General features: G+C 66.9%; 15 protein-coding genes and 1 riboswitch. Of the genes, 14 read left to right on the top strand and 1 reads right to left on the bottom strand.

Annotated features, from left to right (window positions below):
* The first annotated feature begins 2 nt into the window (after positions 1 to 2).
* From ELEN_RS08410 to ELEN_RS08350, 13 genes are all read left to right on the top strand, one after another.
* Positions 3 to 926: a 4Fe-4S dicluster domain-containing protein gene (locus tag ELEN_RS08410; RefSeq protein ID WP_009307093.1), complete on the top strand. Its 924-nt coding sequence runs from the start codon at positions 3 to 5 to the stop codon at positions 924 to 926.
* On the top strand, positions 923 to 1,690 hold the full coding sequence (locus ELEN_RS08405; protein WP_009608591.1) for a cytochrome b/b6 domain-containing protein: 768 nt from the start codon (positions 923 to 925) through the stop codon (positions 1,688 to 1,690). Before ELEN_RS08410 ends, ELEN_RS08405 begins: the two co-directional genes overlap by 4 nt.
* Positions 1,691 to 1,927: 237 nt before the next feature.
* Complete coding sequence (locus ELEN_RS08400; protein ID WP_015760711.1) at positions 1,928 to 2,830, top strand: formate dehydrogenase accessory protein FdhE; 903 nt, start codon at positions 1,928 to 1,930, stop codon at positions 2,828 to 2,830.
* Between the two features lie 4 nt (positions 2,831 to 2,834).
* A complete protein-coding gene (gene fdhD, locus ELEN_RS08395; RefSeq protein WP_015760710.1) occupies positions 2,835 to 3,587 on the top strand; it encodes a formate dehydrogenase accessory sulfurtransferase FdhD in 753 nt (250 codons plus the stop codon).
* Positions 3,588 to 3,734: 147 nt separating this feature from the next.
* Positions 3,735 to 4,532, top strand: coding sequence for a class B sortase (locus tag ELEN_RS08390; protein ID WP_229062512.1), 798 nt, complete (start codon positions 3,735 to 3,737; stop codon positions 4,530 to 4,532).
* A 136-nt stretch (positions 4,533 to 4,668) separates the two neighbouring features.
* A complete protein-coding gene (locus tag ELEN_RS08385; protein ID WP_229062510.1) occupies positions 4,669 to 5,391 on the top strand; it encodes an LPXTG cell wall anchor domain-containing protein in 723 nt (240 codons plus the stop codon).
* 390 nt (positions 5,392 to 5,781) lie between these two features.
* On the top strand, positions 5,782 to 6,369 hold the full coding sequence (gene pyrR / locus ELEN_RS08380; protein WP_009307089.1) for a bifunctional pyr operon transcriptional regulator/uracil phosphoribosyltransferase PyrR: 588 nt from the start codon (positions 5,782 to 5,784) through the stop codon (positions 6,367 to 6,369).
* A 3-nt stretch (positions 6,370 to 6,372) separates the two neighbouring features.
* On the top strand, positions 6,373 to 7,317 hold the full coding sequence (locus ELEN_RS08375) for an aspartate carbamoyltransferase catalytic subunit (RefSeq protein WP_009307088.1): 945 nt from the start codon (positions 6,373 to 6,375) through the stop codon (positions 7,315 to 7,317).
* Positions 7,301 to 8,593: a dihydroorotase gene (locus tag ELEN_RS08370; protein ID WP_015760707.1), complete on the top strand. Its 1,293-nt coding sequence runs from the start codon at positions 7,301 to 7,303 to the stop codon at positions 8,591 to 8,593. Before ELEN_RS08375 ends, ELEN_RS08370 begins: the two co-directional genes overlap by 17 nt.
* A gap of 916 nt (positions 8,594 to 9,509) precedes the next feature.
* Positions 9,510 to 10,046 (top strand): DUF559 domain-containing protein, encoded by a 537-nt coding sequence (locus ELEN_RS16520; RefSeq protein WP_227791226.1) that lies wholly within the window; start codon positions 9,510 to 9,512, stop codon positions 10,044 to 10,046.
* Between the two features lie 477 nt (positions 10,047 to 10,523).
* The gene (carA, locus tag ELEN_RS08360) at positions 10,524 to 12,038 is read left to right on the top strand and encodes a glutamine-hydrolyzing carbamoyl-phosphate synthase small subunit (protein WP_015760705.1); all 1,515 of its coding nucleotides are present in this window, start codon (positions 10,524 to 10,526) and stop codon (positions 12,036 to 12,038) included.
* Positions 12,031 to 15,267, top strand: coding sequence for a carbamoyl-phosphate synthase large subunit (carB, locus tag ELEN_RS08355; protein ID WP_015760704.1), 3,237 nt, complete (start codon positions 12,031 to 12,033; stop codon positions 15,265 to 15,267). Before carA ends, carB begins: the two co-directional genes overlap by 8 nt.
* Before the next feature lie 124 nt (positions 15,268 to 15,391).
* A riboswitch (guanidine-III (ykkC-III) riboswitch) is annotated at positions 15,392 to 15,456 on the top strand.
* Between the two features lie 21 nt (positions 15,457 to 15,477).
* A complete protein-coding gene (locus ELEN_RS08350; protein WP_009307083.1) occupies positions 15,478 to 15,801 on the top strand; it encodes a DMT family transporter in 324 nt (107 codons plus the stop codon).
* An 81-nt stretch (positions 15,802 to 15,882) separates the two neighbouring features.
* Here the strand turns inward: ELEN_RS08350 and ELEN_RS08345 are convergent, their stop codons facing one another.
* Positions 15,883 to 16,086 carry a hypothetical protein gene (locus ELEN_RS08345; RefSeq protein ID WP_015760703.1) on the bottom strand — a complete coding sequence of 68 codons (204 nt, stop codon included), beginning with the start codon at positions 16,084 to 16,086 and terminating at the stop codon, positions 15,883 to 15,885.
* A gap of 311 nt (positions 16,087 to 16,397) precedes the next feature.
* On the opposite strand from ELEN_RS08345, the gene ELEN_RS08340 reads away from it, so the two are divergent.
* A complete protein-coding gene (locus tag ELEN_RS08340; RefSeq protein WP_015760702.1) occupies positions 16,398 to 17,015 on the top strand; it encodes a helix-turn-helix domain-containing protein in 618 nt (205 codons plus the stop codon).
* The last annotated feature ends 47 nt before the right edge of the window (positions 17,016 to 17,062 follow it).

The following is a 17,062-nucleotide window of genomic DNA, read 5'->3' as shown; positions in this document are numbered from 1 at the left end:
CTATGAGTGAGAAAGCCATATTGTTCGACTCCTCCCGCTGCACCGCGTGCCGCGGCTGCCAGGTGGCCTGCAAGTGCTGGAACGGCCTGCCGTCCACTCTCGAGAAGAACGGGAACCCTTCCACGGGCTCGTACCAAAGCCCGATGGATTTGAACGGCGACACGCGCCTGCTGATCAGCTTCCATGAGGAGGCCGGTGGCGACAAGGGCGTGAAGTGGGCCTTCGGGCGCCGCTCGTGCCAGCACTGCACCGACGCCCCCTGCGCCACCATCTGTCCTGGCGGGGCGCTGAAGAAGGATGAGGCCACCGGTTTCGTCAGCGTGGACGAGTCCAAGTGCATCGGCTGCAGGTACTGCTCCACGGCCTGCCCGTTCGACGTGCCGCAATACCACGGCGACACGAGCAAGATCAACAAGTGCACCGGATGCCTCGACCGCGTCGAGCAGGGCCTGGCTCCGGCGTGCGTGACCACCTGTCAACCGCAGGCGCTCATGTTCGGCGATCGCGAGGAGATGCTTTCCATCGCCCGGGAACGCGTGGACTACCTGCACGGCAAGGGCTATGCGGACGCCGCCTTGTACGGTGAGGACGAGGTGGGCGGCCTTCACGTGATCCAGGTGCTGAAGCACGGCGTGGAAGCGCACGGCCAGGTCGTCGACCCGCAGGTCAACCCGATGGTCGGCCTGACCCAGATCATGAAGCCGGTCACGGGCGCCGTCACGGGCCTCACGGTTGCCGGCTTGGCGGCCATGTTCGTGCTGGGCATCGGCTACAAGCGCGACAAGCTGGCGTACAACCCCGAGACGGACGACACGATCTCCGTCGACACCGGAGAGGTCGTCAAGCACGGCGACGGCCAGGACGAGGAGACGGTGATGGAGCATATCACCGAGAACCTTCCGGGCAAGAAGGGAGGCAACCGATGAGCAAGGGACCCGTCAAGGTTTCCGCTGAGGAAGCCGCCAAGAACCAGGCGTTCTTGGCAAGCATGGCAGCCAGCGGCAAGGAACGCTACATCAAGCGCCACTCGCTGCAGGCGCGCTTGACGCACGGCATCACCATCGCGGCGTGCATCCTGCTGTGCATCTCCGGCCTGTTCGTGTTCGTTCCGGCCCTCGCGGCCGCTGTCGGCGCGGACACGGTGTTCGCCATCCGCATGTCGCATCGCATCATCGGCGTCGTGTTCGTCGCGGTGCCACTGATCAGCGCCCTGCTGGCTCCGAAGGGCGTGGCGCACATCTTCAAGAACCTGTTCGATCGTTGGGATTCCGACGACAAGAAGTGGATGATGCTGTTCTTCCCGTACCTGTTCATGGCCAAGTGGATCCACATGCCCGACCAGCGCGAGGTCAAGAGCGGCCAGCGTTTCGCCGACGGCATGCTGTGGTTCGCCGGAGCGCTCATGGGCATCACGGGCATCATCCTTCTGCTGGGCACGACGCTGTTCGATTTCGGTGCGGGCGTGCACGGCGTGACCCTGTTCCTGCACGACATAGGCTTTCTGCTGATCGCGGTGTTCGGCCTGGCGCACATCTTCCTGGGCGCCGGCATCTTCCAGCCGTACCGCGGCACGGCGAAGCTCATGTTCGGCGACGGCACGGTGTCCGAGTCCGACGCCCTGTACCACTGGGGCCACTGGGCCCGCAAGGAGATCGCCACGGGCGAGAACGTGGTGGAGAAGACGAAGTAAAAGCGCGGCGACCCGTTCGTGCCGCCGCGAATCGCGGCGGCACGGGCGCCGGGTGGGTAACCCGACCGGACGCTCCCGGGTTGTCATCCTGAGCGGAGCGCGAAGCGCGGAGTCGAAGGATCCCGCGCGGCGCCAGCTGGAAGCGCCGCGGCTATCGCCGCGCGGGATCCTTCGACTCCGGCCTGCGCTCAGGATGACAAAAAGGGCGTTCCGCCCGTTCAGATAGGAAAGGAATCCATGAACCTCAAAGCGATCGATGCGGCCATCGCCGCGTACCGTACGAACCTCGACGAGGGCGACGTCTCGCGGCTCGCGTTCTTCCGCGAGCTGTGGGGGGTTCAGGCCGAGGCGGCCTCCCATGTTGATCTCGGCTACGAAGTGCCCGACGCCGATAGCCTGAAAACGTGGGCGCGCCACGGGGAGCCGGTGCTCTCCCATGCTCCGGTGAAGATCGAGGCCGCCGCGTTGGCGGGCGCGATGGAGCGGCTGGCCGAAGTGCTGGCTGCGCGCGGCGGGTTCGCGGCGTCGACGAGCGAGGCGCTCTCGCGCACGAGCTGGGAGCGCATGGTCGCCGCAAGCGACCTCGCGCTCGCCGGCTGCAACCCGGCTGCCTATGTGGAGTCGTTCGTCGAGCTGCTCGAGGACGACGGCATGGACGAGGACGCGGCCCGCATCGGCGCGATGGCGGCGGCGCTGGCCCTGCGCGCGTTTCTAGAGGGTCCGGCGACGGCCGTCGAGCGGGCGCGTCGGGAGGCGGGTGCCGACGAGCCGCATAGCGTGCGCTGCCCCGTGTGCGGCGGCGAAGCTGCGGTGGCGCAGGTGAGCGGCGCGCCTGCGGGGCAGGGACGCGCCAAGCGCCTGTGGTGCGCCCAGTGCGGCTGCGCGTGGGAGTTCGAGCGCGTGCGTTGCGTGCGCTGCGGCACGCAGAACCAGAGCCGTCTGCATTATTTCAATCTCGAGGGCGACGAGGCGCACCGCCTGGCCACCTGCGACGAATGCGGCGGCTACACGCGCACCGTGTACGAGGAGGACGCGCTTGCGCCGTTCTCGTTCGAAGTGGAGGACGTGGTCATGGCGAAGCTCGACCTCGTGGCGTACCAGCGCGCGGCCGCCGATGCCGCCGCGGAAGCGCAGAGGTAGGACGATGGCCATCGTAGAGCGTCCCGAGCCCGCGAAGCGCGAGTCGGCCGAGCGGCCCATCCGCATCTTCCTGAACGAGGTGCCTGTGGCCGTGAGCCAGGGAAGCCCCTTCGGGCTGTCCGAGCTGGCGGTGGGCTACCTGTTGTCCGAGGGCCTCATCGCCGATCGCGACAGCCTTGTGGAGGTGGTCGAGGTGCCCGAGGAGGCTGCGGTGTACGTGGCCAGCGGAGAGCGGGCGGAGGAAGGTTACGTGCCCCTGCACCGCGTCACGTCGGCCGGGTGCGCCCAGTCGGCGCTTCTGCGCGACGCGCGGCGCGCGGGCGAGCCCCGCGCGTTGGAGACGGCGGCGCGCTTCGACGCCGACGACTTGCTGGCGTGCATGGAGGAGCTGTGCGAGCGCAGCCCGCGCCGCAACACCGGCGCGTGCGTGCACGGCTGCGGGCTGGGTGCGGCGGGTTCGGACGAGCTGCTGCTGGTGCGCGAGGACATCGGGCGGCACAACGCCATGGACAAGCTGGTGGGGCAGGCGTGGCTCGACCGTGTGGACGTGCGCGACAAGGCGCTGTTCATCACGGGGCGCATCAGCTGCGAGATGGCCCTCAAGGCTTATCGCGCCGGTTGCCCGGTGCTGGTCAGCCGCAAGTCGGCTACCGACGAGGCCGTGCGCCGCGCCGAGGAGCTGGGCGTCACCCTCGCGTCGCACTGCCGCGACGGCCGTATCCGCGTCCTGTCGCGTTCCGAGCGCGTGACGGGGTAGGGGGATCGGCCCCTGCGGGCGATCCATCCGGTTTCGCCGTGCACGCGCCCGGTTTCGCCGTGCGCCTTGACCGCGCCCGCCGGTTGCCTTTGAATTGCCCAGACGGCGCGCGGCGTGTAGGCGCGCCCGAGCGAGAAAGGGCTTCCTTTGAGACATTCCGGGCGTGCACGGCGCGATCCGGGCGCGATGGCGCTCGTCGTGCTGCTGGCGGTGCTGCTCGCCGGGGCGGCGGCGGGGTTCGGCTATCTCGCCTGGCAACGGCAGCAGGCGGCCGATGCGGTGCGCGCGGTCGAGCGCGAGCCGCTGCCGGCGGTGGAGCGCGCCTACGACGCGCCTGCGGACGAGCCGGCGGAGAATCCTATCGACTTCGAGGCGCTGCGCCGGGAGAGCCCCGACGTCTACGCGTGGCTCTACGTGCCGAACACGAACGTCAACCTTCCCGTGCTCCAGCGGCCGGGAGACGACTTCTTCTACCTCGATCACGACCGCTACGGCGAGCCGGCCGTCGAAGGTGCGGTGTTTTCCCAGATGGCGAACGCGACCGACTTCTTCGATCCCGTCACCGTGCTGTACGGCCACAACATCGTGAACGACGCGATGTTCGCCACGTTGCATGCCTACGAGGACCCGGCGTTCTTCGCCGACAACCCCGAGCTGTACGTTTACCTGCCTGATCGCATCCTCGCCTACGAGGTGGTGGCGGCCTACGAGTACGACGACCGGCACATCCTCAACTCGTTCGACTTCTCCGACCCCGCCGTGCGGACGGGCTACTTCGCATCGGTGCTCGCGCCCGACGACCCGAAGGCGAACGTGCGCGACGGCGCGCAGCTCGATGCCGACGACCGCATCGTGCAGCTCAGCACCTGCCGCTCGGCCCTGACCAGCGACCCGGTGCGCTATATCGTCACGGCCGTGCTCGTGGGCGAGAAGCCTGCTGCGTGAGCTGCGCCCCCGCTTTCGCAACAGGCGGAGCCTCTTTCGTCGAAGGGGTCGAACGGCATGTCTCCATGCTCTAGCATGAGGTGGCTGTGGAATGCTTGCGCCTTCGGGTAGGCGCATCGACGAGAGAGGTGCTGATATGAAGAAGAAGCTGGCCGCGCTTTTGTGCGCTGCGATGCTCGCGTGCACGCTCCCCGCGCTCGCGTGGGCCGACGAGGCGGATCAGGCGACGGCGGATCAGGCGACCGCGCAGGAGTCGGCCACGGCCCACTCGATCGGGCCGTGGCAGGAGGGCGCGTCGAACGAAGACGGCTCGTGCGTCCTCTCTGGCGAGACGAGGGCGTCTTCGTTCGCCGTCATCGCTACGAGCGAGACGGCCGACGACGCGCTGGACGGCATGCCGTCGTTCAGGGTCGTTGCTGAGAACGCGACCAAGAAGATCGATTTCGGCGTGGCGCTTCTCGCGGGCGGCCAGTACGCCGGTTGCAACAAGCTCGAGGTGCACGTGAAGCCGAGCGCGGGAAGCGCCGGCATCGCCAAGACGTTCGAAGTGACGAGGGCCGTCGACCAGAGCAGCTTCAACTTCACGTCCGAGATGTTCAACCTCGGCGACCAGGAAGGCGATGCCTCTTACAGCGCCGACTTCGTCATGACGCTCGTCCCCTCGAAGGCGGACGTCGACGAACCGGCCGCCGACGAGCCTGCTGCCGATACGTCGGCTGCGTTGCCGTCCGGCGCCGATACGGGCGCGACCTCGCCCAAGACCGGCATGGACGCCGGCGCGCTGGCGGGCGCCTCCTTCGGCATGCTGGTCGCCGCCGGAGTCGTGGTCTTCGCGCTGCGCCGCAAGCTCGCGAAGTAACCGATATTCATCGTCGGGCGGGCGGCGCCGCAAGGTTCGCCCGCCCGGTCGTCGAAAGGCGGCCGCATTGGCGCTTGCGCGACCTCGCCTTATACATATTCTCGCAAGTTTCTGCATAAAAGGGGTTACAAATCGGCTCCGAACCGAATATACTGCTTCCAGTCCTTTAAAAGCGGTACAGAGAGACCGACAAGGTAGAACCCCAAGCGCTCACCCGAACAAGAGCGCGACGAGTCGAAGCCTTTGTCTGTCGCGGAGGCTTTTTTCATGCCCTCGCGCAGACGCCGCCAACTCGGGGGCGACGCGGACGCCCGGCATCGCCGGAGCGGGCGCGGAACCCGGCGGAGAGCAGGTCCGTCTGTACGCACTCGACGTCAAGAAAGGGTGTGTATGAACGACGCAGGAACGGTCAAGACCGTCTGCATGGACGCAGACGAGATCGAGCGGTCGCTGACGCGCATCGCGCATCAGATCCTCGAGACCAACAAGGGCGCGGGCAACATCGCGCTCGTCGGCATCGTGACGCGCGGCGACTTGCTCGCCAAGCGCCTGGCCGAGAAGATCGAGGCCATCGAGGGCACGAAGGTGCCGCTCGGCAAGCTCGACATCAGCTTCTATCGCGACGACTTCGCGACGCATCTCTCGCCCGAGGTGCATTCCACCGACATCCTCTTCGACCTCGACGGCAAGGACGTCGTGCTCGTCGACGACGTGCTGTACACCGGCCGCACCATCCGCGCCGCGCTCGACGCGCTCATGGATATCGGCCGTCCCTCCACGGTGCAGCTGGCCGTCCTCGTGGATCGCGGCCATCGTCAGCTGCCCATCCGCGCCGACTTCGTGGGCAAGAACGTCCCGTCTTCCTCCGACGAGAACGTGCGCCTGTTCTTGGAAGAGGCGGACGGCAAGTCCGAGGTCGAGATACTGGAAATCGCTCCGGGCTCCCGCGCGGGTTCGGCACCGCTGGGAGGTGAATAGGGCATGGCCTTCAATCACAAGCATCTAATCGACATCACGGAGTACTCCGCCGACGACATCATGACCGTTCTGGAAACGGCGGTCCGCTTCAAGGAAGTCAACGAGCGCCGCATCAAGCAGGTGCCCACGCTCAAGGGCGTCACCGTGGTCAACATGTTCAACGAGCCGTCCACTCGCACGCGCTCCTCGTTCGAGATCGCCGAGAAGCGCCTGAGCGCCAACAGCCTGAACTTCGGCGGCAGCTCCACCTCCACGGTGAAGGGCGAGAGCCTCGTGGACACGGTGGAGACGCTGTGCGCCTACAAGATCGACATGATCATCGTGCGCGACAAGCACGCCGGCGTGCCCCGCAAGATCGCCGACGTCTCCGGCGCGCACGTCATCGATGCGGGCGACGGCAAGCACCAGCACCCCACGCAGGCGCTGCTGGACCTGTACTCCATCTGGGAGGTCAAGGGCGACCTGAACGGCCTCAAGGTGGGCGTCGTGGGCGACATCGGCCACTCCCGCGTGTGCGGCAGCCTGATCCCCGCGCTCAAGATCATGGGTTGCGAGGTGACGGTGGTCGCTCCGCCGACGCTGCTGCCCGCGCGCCCCGACATCCTGGGCGCCGACCACGTGACCACGAAGCTGGACGAGGCGCTGCCCGACCTCGACGTGGTGTACATGCTGCGCATCCAGCGCGAGCGCCTCGAAGGCGCGCCATACCCGTCGCTGCGCGAGTACAACATGCTGTACGGCCTCACGAAGGACCGCGAGCACCTCATGAAGCCCGACGCCCTCATCTGCCACCCCGGCCCCATCAACCGCGGCGTCGAACTGGATAGCTACATGGCCGACCACCCGAAGCGCTCGGTCATTCTCGATCAGGTCTATGCCGGCATCCTGACCCGCATGGCCGAAATGTACCTGCTGCTCGGAGGGAGCGAAGATGGCCTTACTGCTTAAGAACGCCCATGTGATCGACCCGCAGGTCGGTCTGAACGAAACGGCCGACATCCTCGTGCGCGACGGGAATATCGTCGAGATCGGCCAGAACCTGACGATGGAGAAGGGCGTCGAGCGCGACCTGGGCGGCAAGATCGTCGTTCCCGGCCTCGTGGACATCCACGTGCATCTGCGCGAGCCCGGCTACGAGCTGAAGGAGGATATCGCCTCCGGCACGCGCGCCGCGGCGCACGGCGGCTTCACGGCGGTGTGCTGCATGCCGAACACGAAGCCCGTCATCGACAACGCCGTGGGCGTGGAGTACGTGAAGGCTCGCGCGGCGGCCGTGGGCAAGTGCCGCGTGCACGTGGCCGGCTCCTGCTCGCAAGGGCTCAAGGGCGACACGCTGTCCGAGATGGGCGACATGGTGGCGCACGGCGCCGTCGCCTTCACCGACGACGGCCGCGGGGTGCAGGGCGCGGGCATGATGCGCCGCGTCATGGACTACGCCGCGCAGTTCGACCGCGTGGTGATGAGCCACTGCCAGGACGAGGACCTCGTCGGCGCCGGCCAGGTGAACGAGGGCGTCGTGTCGACGCGCCTGGGCATGCTGGGCTGGCCGGCCGAAGGTGAGGAGATCCAGATCGCCCGCGACATCGCCATCTGCCGCCTCACCGGCTGCCCGCTGCACATCCAGCACCTCACCACGGCGCGCGGCCTGGACCTGGTGCGCGCCGCCAAGGCCGAGGGCCTGCCGGTCACCTGCGAGGTCACGCCGCACCACCTGTTCCTCACCGAAGACGCCATCGGCGACGACTACAACACCTTCCTCAAGGTGAACCCGCCGCTGCGCACGGCCGAGGACGCCGCCGCGCTGGTGGAAGGCGTGAAGGACGGCACGGTGGACGCCATCGTCACCGACCACGCGCCGCACAACGACTTCGAGAAGAACGCCGAGTTCGAGCTGGCGCCCTTCGGCATGATCGGCCTAGAGACGGCGCTTTCGCTCGTCATCACGAACCTGGTGGCGCCGGGCGTCATCAGCTGGGAGCGCGCCGTCGAGCTCATGGCCGTGCGTCCCCGCGAGATCCTGCGCGTCGAGCGCGTGGCCCTCGAGCCGGGCGCGACGGCCGACCTCACGGTCATCGACCCGGACGCCGCCTGGACGGTGGACGCCGCGGACTTCCAGTCTAAGGCCGTGAACTCGGGCTTCATCGGCGTCGAGCTGTCCGGCCGCGCCACCGACGTCTACGTGGGCGGTTACGCCACCATGGAGGACGGCGCCATCATCGAGTAGGGTCGAGCCCTGCACGATATTCGAACCACGCGGCCCCGCATCGAGCGAACGATGCGGGGCCGTTCTGCGCGATGCCCGGTGCGCCCGATGGCCATACGGGGCGTAAGAAACGCTCCGCTGAGCCGACTAGGCGGCGCAGGTCGCCCGCTGCGGTTCCAGATGCCCGATTCTTCCTGCAATGTTGCGTTGCGGGGGTAGAAGAAGGGCGATCCTGAGTGCTTTTGCGCGTTTTCCCTGGTTGCAAACGCAACTGCTGGAGAATGTCCGATCGATGCGCGTTCTTTCGCAACATTACGGGAGATATCGGGCATCCGGGCGGGCAATGCGTGATAAAATCATCTCCTTATCGAGCCAGTGCAGGCGCTCTTCTTTTTTGAAGCAGCCCATGGAGGAAGCCGGGCCCTCGCTTCCTAGTACCACGTCTGCAAGATCCTCGCAGCCCAGGGCAAACGAGGAGGCTCCAATGGAACCTATGCAGGTTTGCTTCTCCCATCAAACGGCTTTTCAGGTGTTGAGGGCGATCGACGCGCGGGAGCTTGCAGGGTCTGGCGACACGGCGCGGCGGCTTCCCGCTCGTGCGCCGAGTGCGCGGGAGCTCGAAGAGGTCGTCAAGCGCATTGAGAACGATCGCCCTGGGTTATCGATCGAGCGTCCCGTCCATATTCTCCTGGGAGCGGCTTCAAGATGCCGCTCCACTTCGCGTCGCGTGTCGCACGTGTGCACACGGCAGATGCGTGGGAAGTCCTTGCTCCGGCTGTCGGACGGTGTTGGCGTATGCAGTGCGCCGTTTGCCTGCGTTCAGGCGGCTCCGTCAGCGAAAAACAAGATCGATCTGCTTGAACTTGCTTACGAGCTTTGCGGAACCTATCGCACTCGGCGAACGTCGACTGCTCCTGCGTATCAGGTGCCTCCTTTGATGACGATGCGTTCTCTACGCAGCTTCGTTTCGCTCAACCCTTCCATCGCGGGCGCTCGGATCGTGGCGCGCGTCCTGCCGTACCTGGCGGATGGTTCGGCTTCTCCGAGGGAGACGAAGCAGGCGCTCGTGTTGGGCTTGCCGACATCGTACGGCGGGTACGGCTTGGGCATCCCGAGGATGAATTACGAGGTGAAGGCAATCGCAGGAGCCCGCACGACTTCCGGCAGATCGAGTTTTCGTTGCGACCTTTGCTGGCCGGATGCGAAACTCGACGTGGAGTACCAAAGCAGGGAGATGCACGAAGGGGAGGAAAGCCGTATCAGGGATTCTAGAAGGACGAACGCGTTGATGGCGATGGGCTGGACGGTCGTAGGCGTCACGAACGACGAGCTGGACAGCCTGGCTGCAACCGACGCGATAGCCGACACGATACGTCGGCTCCTGGGAAAGCGCGTGCAAGTGCGCGTGTCGGACTACCATGCTCGCAAGCTGCGGCTCCGGCGGCAGCTCGGGCTTCCGGTGGGCTACGACTAGGCCGGCCGCCGTAGGTGCGGCCTCGATGTGCGATTATCACAGGAATGTTGCGTTTGACGGGGCGTTCTCATCGACGCGGAAGAGCGCGAGACGATGATCAGGCAGTTTGCAATGATTACTTTCGATGCATGCCGATACGGTCCGAAAAAACGCAACATTGCGGGAAGAATCGCACGCGGCACGCCGCTTCTTCGGCACGCGTGCGCCGGCCGCCGACGGGATAGAACGTCCGACGGTCGGAAGCTGTGCGCGTCTTTCGGTATCGTTTCTTGTAATTGCATAAAATTACTTGAATAAAAGAAAATATTGCATTTATAATCGATAAAACTCGTTATAGGCGTATACTACGCTTCGACCTTTAAGGGCGGTACGGAGAGACCGACAAGGTGCGCAACATACACCCTGCATCCGTGCGCCTCCCACATCAGATGGAGGCGCTTTTTTGTAGGGGCGTTGCCCGAACGGAAGGATGGAAGCTTGAGCGAGATTTCGAAGCGGTTGTTGCAGGGGACGTCGAAGCCCGCGGGCGCGCCCGCGGCGCTCGTGTTGGAGGACGGCGCCGTGTTCCGCGGCACGTCGTGCGCGGCGGCGGGGGAGGTGTTCGGCGAGATCTGCTTCAACACGTCGCTCGAGGGCTACCTCGAGGTGATCACCGACCCGTCGTACGCGGGCCAGATCGTGACGATGACGTATCCCCAGATCGGAAACTACGGCGTGAACGTGGACGACGCGCAGGCGGACGAGCCCGCCCTGCGCGGCCTCGTCGTGCGCGACCTGTGCGCGACGCCGTCGAACTGGCGCAGCGCGCAGGGCCTGCCCGACTACCTGCGCGACCACGGCGTGGTGGCCGTCGAAGGGGTGGACACCCGCGCGCTCGTGCGCCATGTGCGCGACTGCGGCGCACAACGGGCCGTGCTGTCCACCGTCGACGTGGACGAGGCCAGCCTTCTGGCGAAAGTGCGCGCGAGCGCATCCATCGTCGGGCAGAACCTGGCCTCCACGGTGTCGTGCGCGCGTCCGCGCCGCTTCTTGGCCGACGACCTGCCGGCTTCGCAGGCGTTCGCGCTCGCCGCGCCTCCCGAGCCGCGCTTCAAAGTGGTCGCCTACGACTGCGGAGCGAAGCGCTCCATCCTCGAAAACCTCGTGCGCGCCGGCTGCGGCGTGACCTGCGTGCCGTGGGACACCCCGGCGGCCGAGGTGCTGACCATGGCTCCCGACGGCGTGTTCCTGTCGAACGGCCCGGGCGACCCCGAGGCCGTCGAGGGCACGTACGCCCAGGTGGAGCAACTGCTGGGGAAGGTGCCCGTGTTCGGCATCTGCCTGGGGCACCAGATGATCGCCAAGGCGGCGGGCGCGGATATCGAGAAGCTCAAGTTCGGCCACCGCGGCGGCAACCATCCCGTCATGAACCTGCGCACGCGCCGCGTGGAGATCACCGCGCAGAACCACGGCTTCGGCCTCGTGTTCCCCAGCTTGGGCGCGCTCGTGCCGGAGCTGTCGGCCGGCGTCTGCACGCACGAGGACGACCTGCGCTGCTGGGCGCGCCGCGGCGTCGCGCCGGTGGTGCAAAACGAGCGCTTCGGACGCATCCAGCTCACGCACGTGAACCTCAACGACGGCACGGCCGAGGGCGTCGCGTTCCTCGATATACCGGCGTTCTCCGTGCAGTACCACCCGGAAGCCTCGCCGGGTCCTACCGACGCCCATTACCTGTTCGCTGCGTTCGCACGGTTGATGGATTCCGCCGTTCTGGCGAACGGCGGCGTTGCCGACGCTGCGGCCGCGGCTGGCACCCCATCTTGCACTTCTGCTGCGGCTGGACGGACGGAAGTCCAGTCCAGCCTTGCATCAGGGCAATCTGGGGCACCAGCCGCGCCCTCGCTGACCTTGCCTGACCCGCGCGAATGTGCAAACTACCTCGACATCGACATCGCCGAGGATCGCCTGGCCGGCTGGTCGTTCGCCGAAGTGAAGGAGGCCTCCCATGCCTAAGCGCGAAGACATCCAAACCATCCTCGTCATCGGAAGCGGCCCCATCGTCATCGGGCAGGCGTGCGAGTTCGACTACTCGGGCGCGCAGGCCTGCAAGGTGTTGAAGGCCGACGGCTATCGCGTGGTGCTCGTGAACAGCAACCCCGCGACCATCATGACCGACCCGGGCCTGGCCGACCGCACCTACGTCGAACCCATCACCGTGGAGTTCGTCGAGCAGGTCATTGCGAAGGAGCGCCCCGACGCCCTCTTGCCCACGCTGGGCGGCCAGACCGGGCTCAACACGGCCGTCGAGCTCGCGCGCGCCGGCATCCTGGCCAAGTACGGCGTGGAGATGATCGGCTGCGACCTCGAGGCCATCGAGCGCGGCGAGGACCGCAAGCAGTTCAACGAGTGCATGGCGAAGCTTGGCATCGAGACGTCGCGCTCCGGCTACGCCTATTCCATCGCCGACGCCGAGGACATCGTGGCCGAGCTCGGCTACCCCGTGGTGCTGCGCCCCTCGTTCACGCTGGGCGGCGCGGGCGGCGGCATCGCGCACGACGCGGCCGAGCTGCACGAGATCGTGGGCCAGGGCCTGGAGCTGTCGCCGGCCGGCGAGGTGCTGGTGGAGGAGAGCATCGAGGGCTGGAAAGAGTACGAGATGGAGGTCATGCGCGACCGCGCCGGCAACGGCATCATCGTGTGCTCCATCGAGAACTTCGACGCCATGGGCGTGCACACGGGCGACTCCATCACGGTGGCGCCCGCGCAGACGCTGACGGATGTGGAGTACCAGCGCATGCGCGCGGCGTCGCTGGCCATCCTCGAGAAGATCGGCGTGGAGACCGGCGGCTCCAACGTGCAGTTCGCCGTCAACCCCGAGAACGGCCGCATGATCGTCATAGAGATGAACCCTCGCGTGTCGCGCTCCTCGGCGCTCGCGTCGAAAGCCACGGGCTTCCCCATCGCGAAGGCGGCCGCGAAGCTGGCCGTGGGCTACACGCTCGACGAGATCGTGAACGACATCACGAAGGCCACGCCCGCCTGCTTCGAGCCGTCCATCGACTACTGCGTGGTGAAGGTGCCGCGCTTCGCGTTCGAGAAGTTCCAGGGCACCGACGACACGCTGTCCACGCGCATGAAGGCCGTCGGCGAGGTCATGGCCATCGGCCGAACGTTCGAGGAATCGCTCGGCAAGGCCATGCGCTCGCTGGAGAACGGGCGCGCGGGCCTGGGAGCCGACGGCAAGGGCGGCGAGGCCGACGCGTCCGACGAGGCGCTGGAAGACCTCGTGGCGCGCCCCACGGCCGAGCGCATCTTCTACCTGGCCGAGGCGCTGCGCCGCGGCTGGACGGTCGAGCGCGCGAGCGCGGCGAGCCGCGTGGACCCCTTCTTCGTCGCGCGCATGGCCGACATCGTGCGCGTGCAGGAAAACCTGCGCGGCATGGCGCTGGACGAGCTCGATGCCGACGCGTTCCGCCTGCTCAAGCGCATGGGGCTGGCCGACGCGCAGATCGCGTGCCTCACGGGCTCCGACGAGCTCACCGTGCGCACGTGCCGCAAGATGCTGGGCGTGAGGCCCGCGTTCAAAACCGTGGACACCTGCGCCGCCGAGTTCCCCAGCGCCACGGCCTACCATTACAAGACCTACGACGCCGACGAGACCGAGACGGCGCCGAAGACGCGGCGGCGCGCCATGATCCTGGGCGCGGGGCCGAACCGCATCGGCCAGGGCATCGAGTTCGACTACTGCTGCGTGCACGCCAGCTACGCTCTGCACGAGGTCGGGTTCGAGACGATCATGGTGAACTGCAACCCCGAGACGGTGTCCACCGACTACGACACGTCCGACAAGCTGTACTTCGAGCCGCTTACGTTCGAGGACGTCATGGACATCGTCGACGTCGAGCAGCCCGACGGCGTGGTGGTCACGCTCGGCGGGCAGACGCCGCTCAAGCTGGCGAACGCGCTGGCGGCGGCCGGCGTGCCCATCATGGGCACCTCGCCGGAGGCCATCGACCTGGCCGAGGACCGCGACCGCTTCGCCGCCGTCCTCGACGAGCTGGGCATCGTATACCCGGCCGCCGGCATGGCCTCCACGTATCAAGAGGCGTGCGTCGTGGCCGACCGCATCGGCTTCCCACTGCTCGTGCGCCCCAGCTACGTGCTGGGCGGGCGCGGCATGGGCATCGTCTACGACGGCGCCCAGCTGGAGAAATACATGGCGGAGGCCGCGAAGATCTCGCCCGACCACCCGGTGTACCTCGACCGCTTCCTCGAAGGCGCGGTGGAGGTGGACCTCGACGCGCTCTGCGACGGCGAGCAGGTGTTCGTGGGCGGCGTGCTGGAGCACATCGAGATGGCGGGCATACATTCGGGCGACTCGGCCTGCTGCACGCCGCCGTTCGCGCTGTCCGAGGCCGTGCAGGCGCAGCTGCGCGCCATCGCGCGCCGCCTGGCGCTGCGCCTGGGCGTGGTGGGGCTCATCAACATCCAGTTCGCCATCAAAGACCAGGTCATCTACATCATCGAGGCGAACCCGCGCGCCAGCCGCACGGTGCCGTTCACCTCGAAGGCCACGGGCGTTCCGCTGGCGAAGGTCGCCGCGCGCATCATGGCGGGGGAGAAGCTGGCCGATTTGGGGATGCCGCCCGACGACCGCCGGCTCGAGCATTTCAGCGTGAAGGAAGCCGTCATGCCCTTCGGCCGCTTCCCCGGCGCCGACACGGTGCTCGGCCCCGAGATGAAGTCCACCGGCGAGGTCATGGGCATCGCGCGCAACTTCCCGGCGGCGTTCGCGAAGACGCAGCTGGCCATCAGCTACGCGCTGCCCGAGGGCGGCACGGTGTTCGTCAGCGTGTGCGACCGCGACAAGCGCGCCATCGTGCCCATCGCTCGCGACATCGCGCGTCTGGGCTTTCGCATCGTGGCCACAGGCGGCACGGCCCGCACGTTGCGGGCGGCCGGCGTGGAGTGCGAGCAGGTGAGGAAGATCCACGAGGGCGAGGGCAACGTGCGCGACATGATCGCCGCCGGGGACATCGCGCTCATGATCAACACGCCGTTCGGCCACGCCACGCGCGCCGACGGCTACGAGCTGCGCCTCGAGGCCGTGAAGCACGGCGTGACCCACGTGACGAACCTCGCCGGCGCCCAGGCCATGGTGGCCGGCATGGAAGCCGCGCGCCTCGGCGGCCTCGCGGCCGTGGCCTTGCAGGACCTGCCCCAGTGGGAGCTTTCGCGCTGACGCGCCGCGTTCTGCGCGCATCGTCGCCCGGAAAACACGGAATCGCACCTGGAACCGTGTTTTCCGGGCGAAAAGGCGATGGCTTCCGATTTCCGATGCGCTTCCGGTTTGCTACACTGAAGGCGTTTCATCGTTTCGCATGATTCCCTGACGAGGGCAGCCGTACCAGGATCGAAAAGACGGCGCATAACCTACGAAAGGGGTCTTCTCATGGCATGGGTCGTTCTTATCGTATCGGGCGTTTTGGAAGCGGTGTGGGCCACGGCGCTCGGGCGCGCGGAGGGGTTCACCAGGCTAGCGCCTTCGATCGTGTTCCTGGTTGCGCTGGCGTTGAGCATGGTCGGCTTGTCCTACGCGGTCAAAACACTGCCAACGGGCACCTCGTACGCCGTTTGGGTCGGCATCGGCGCCTCGCTCACGGTCGCCTACGGCATGCTCTCGGGAACAGAGCCCGTATCGGTGGCGAAAGTGCTGCTCATCATCGGCCTCATAGCTTGCGTCATCGGTCTCAAGCTCGTCCACGACGGCTCTTGATGCCGCTTGGAATTCAACGTGCGGAAACATAGAAGCGAGGGCGCATCGGCTGACGCGCCCTCGCTCGATCAGAACTCTCCCTCACGCCTTCGAGGACTTCGGCGGTCTGGCCGACCCTCGTTTGACGGCTATGTCGAGCGCGCCCAGCGCGTCGTAGGCTTCCCGCGCCGACGCTTCGACTCGATCGGCATCGAGGCCGCGCTCGTCGGGATGCAGCTCGACGCGTCCGTCGGCGACGGCGGACCATGCCTCGTACACTTTCTCGATGGGCGGCAGCTTCTCCACGGTGCTCCTTCGGTCGCGGCGTCATGTTCGGAAACAGCATGATATCAGATGGTAGAATGATCGCTTCGAATGCTGACGAACCGTCGAAGAAGGAGCGCCTGCAACGCTCTCGGCGGAGCTCGAAGAAGCCGGCTTCGAAATGGCGGAGCTTGTCGGCGACGCGGTTGGCGCACCTCTCGACGAGGTGAGCCCGACGATCGCCGTAGTCGCGCGCAAGCCTGCGACCTGCGTGGACGGGCGATGACACGAAACGTGTCTTGCCGGAGCGATGCGGCTCAGCCATCTTGGGAGCCTGAAAGGGGGCGCGTCCCATGGATTTCGGAGAGAAGCTGAAAGCGCTGCGCACCGAGCGCGGCCTGACCCAGGAGCAGCTTGCCGCCAAGCTGTACGTGTCGCGCACGGCCGTGTCGAAGTGGGAGACGGGCGGCGGCTCGCCCAACCTCGACTCGCTGCAGGTCGTCGCGCGCCTATTCGACGTGTCGGTGGACGACCTCCTGTCCACCGACGACCTCATCGTGCTCGCCCGCGACGAGCGCCGCTCGACGGCGCGCAGCAGCGGCATGCTGTCGTTCGGTCTGCTCGACGTGCTGGCCGTCGTGTTCGCGTTCATTCCGCTATACGGCGTGGACGACGGCTCGCTCGTGCGCATGGCGAACCTGGCCGACTACGGCGCGTCCGTGGATTTCGGCGCGTCGTTCGCCGCCATGGCGGCGGCCGTCGTCTCGCTCATGTTCATGGGCGCGGTGGAGATCGTGCTGGCAGCTGTGGGCTCGCGCCGCGCGGCCCGCATCGTCGCCCTCGTCGGGTTCGCGGTGCAGGCGCTGGCCGTCGTCCTGTTCGCCTCCACCATGCAGCCCTACGCCACAACGCTCATGTTCGCGCTGCTCCTGGCGAAGGTCGTCGTCGGCTACCGTATTCTGCGCTCGTAACCCCTGGTCGGCTGCGGAGGTCACGCACCGTGTCGCCCGTGCGACGC

Source organism: Eggerthella lenta DSM 2243, from assembly GCF_000024265.1.
GTDB lineage: Bacteria > Actinomycetota > Coriobacteriia > Coriobacteriales > Eggerthellaceae > Eggerthella > Eggerthella lenta.
This window is presented reverse-complemented; position numbering and strand designations above follow the sequence as displayed.

Coding starts and splice junctions, on each gene's coding strand:
- ELEN_RS08340 (WP_015760702.1), top strand. CDS start 16,398: ATGGATTTCGGAGAGAAGCTGAAAGCGCTGCGCACCGAGCGCGGCCTG.
- ELEN_RS08375 (WP_009307088.1), top strand. CDS start 6,373: ATGGCCTTCAATCACAAGCATCTAATCGACATCACGGAGTACTCCGCC.
- pyrR (WP_009307089.1), top strand. CDS start 5,782: ATGAACGACGCAGGAACGGTCAAGACCGTCTGCATGGACGCAGACGAG.
- ELEN_RS08405 (WP_009608591.1), top strand. CDS start 923: ATGAGCAAGGGACCCGTCAAGGTTTCCGCTGAGGAAGCCGCCAAGAAC.
- ELEN_RS08385 (WP_229062510.1), top strand. CDS start 4,669: ATGAAGAAGAAGCTGGCCGCGCTTTTGTGCGCTGCGATGCTCGCGTGC.
- ELEN_RS08370 (WP_015760707.1), top strand. CDS start 7,301: ATGGCCTTACTGCTTAAGAACGCCCATGTGATCGACCCGCAGGTCGGT.
- ELEN_RS08350 (WP_009307083.1), top strand. CDS start 15,478: ATGGCATGGGTCGTTCTTATCGTATCGGGCGTTTTGGAAGCGGTGTGG.
- carB (WP_015760704.1), top strand. CDS start 12,031: ATGCCTAAGCGCGAAGACATCCAAACCATCCTCGTCATCGGAAGCGGC.
- ELEN_RS16520 (WP_227791226.1), top strand. CDS start 9,510: ATGACGATGCGTTCTCTACGCAGCTTCGTTTCGCTCAACCCTTCCATC.
- ELEN_RS08410 (WP_009307093.1), top strand. CDS start 3: ATGAGTGAGAAAGCCATATTGTTCGACTCCTCCCGCTGCACCGCGTGC.
- fdhD (WP_015760710.1), top strand. CDS start 2,835: ATGGCCATCGTAGAGCGTCCCGAGCCCGCGAAGCGCGAGTCGGCCGAG.
- ELEN_RS08400 (WP_015760711.1), top strand. CDS start 1,928: ATGAACCTCAAAGCGATCGATGCGGCCATCGCCGCGTACCGTACGAAC.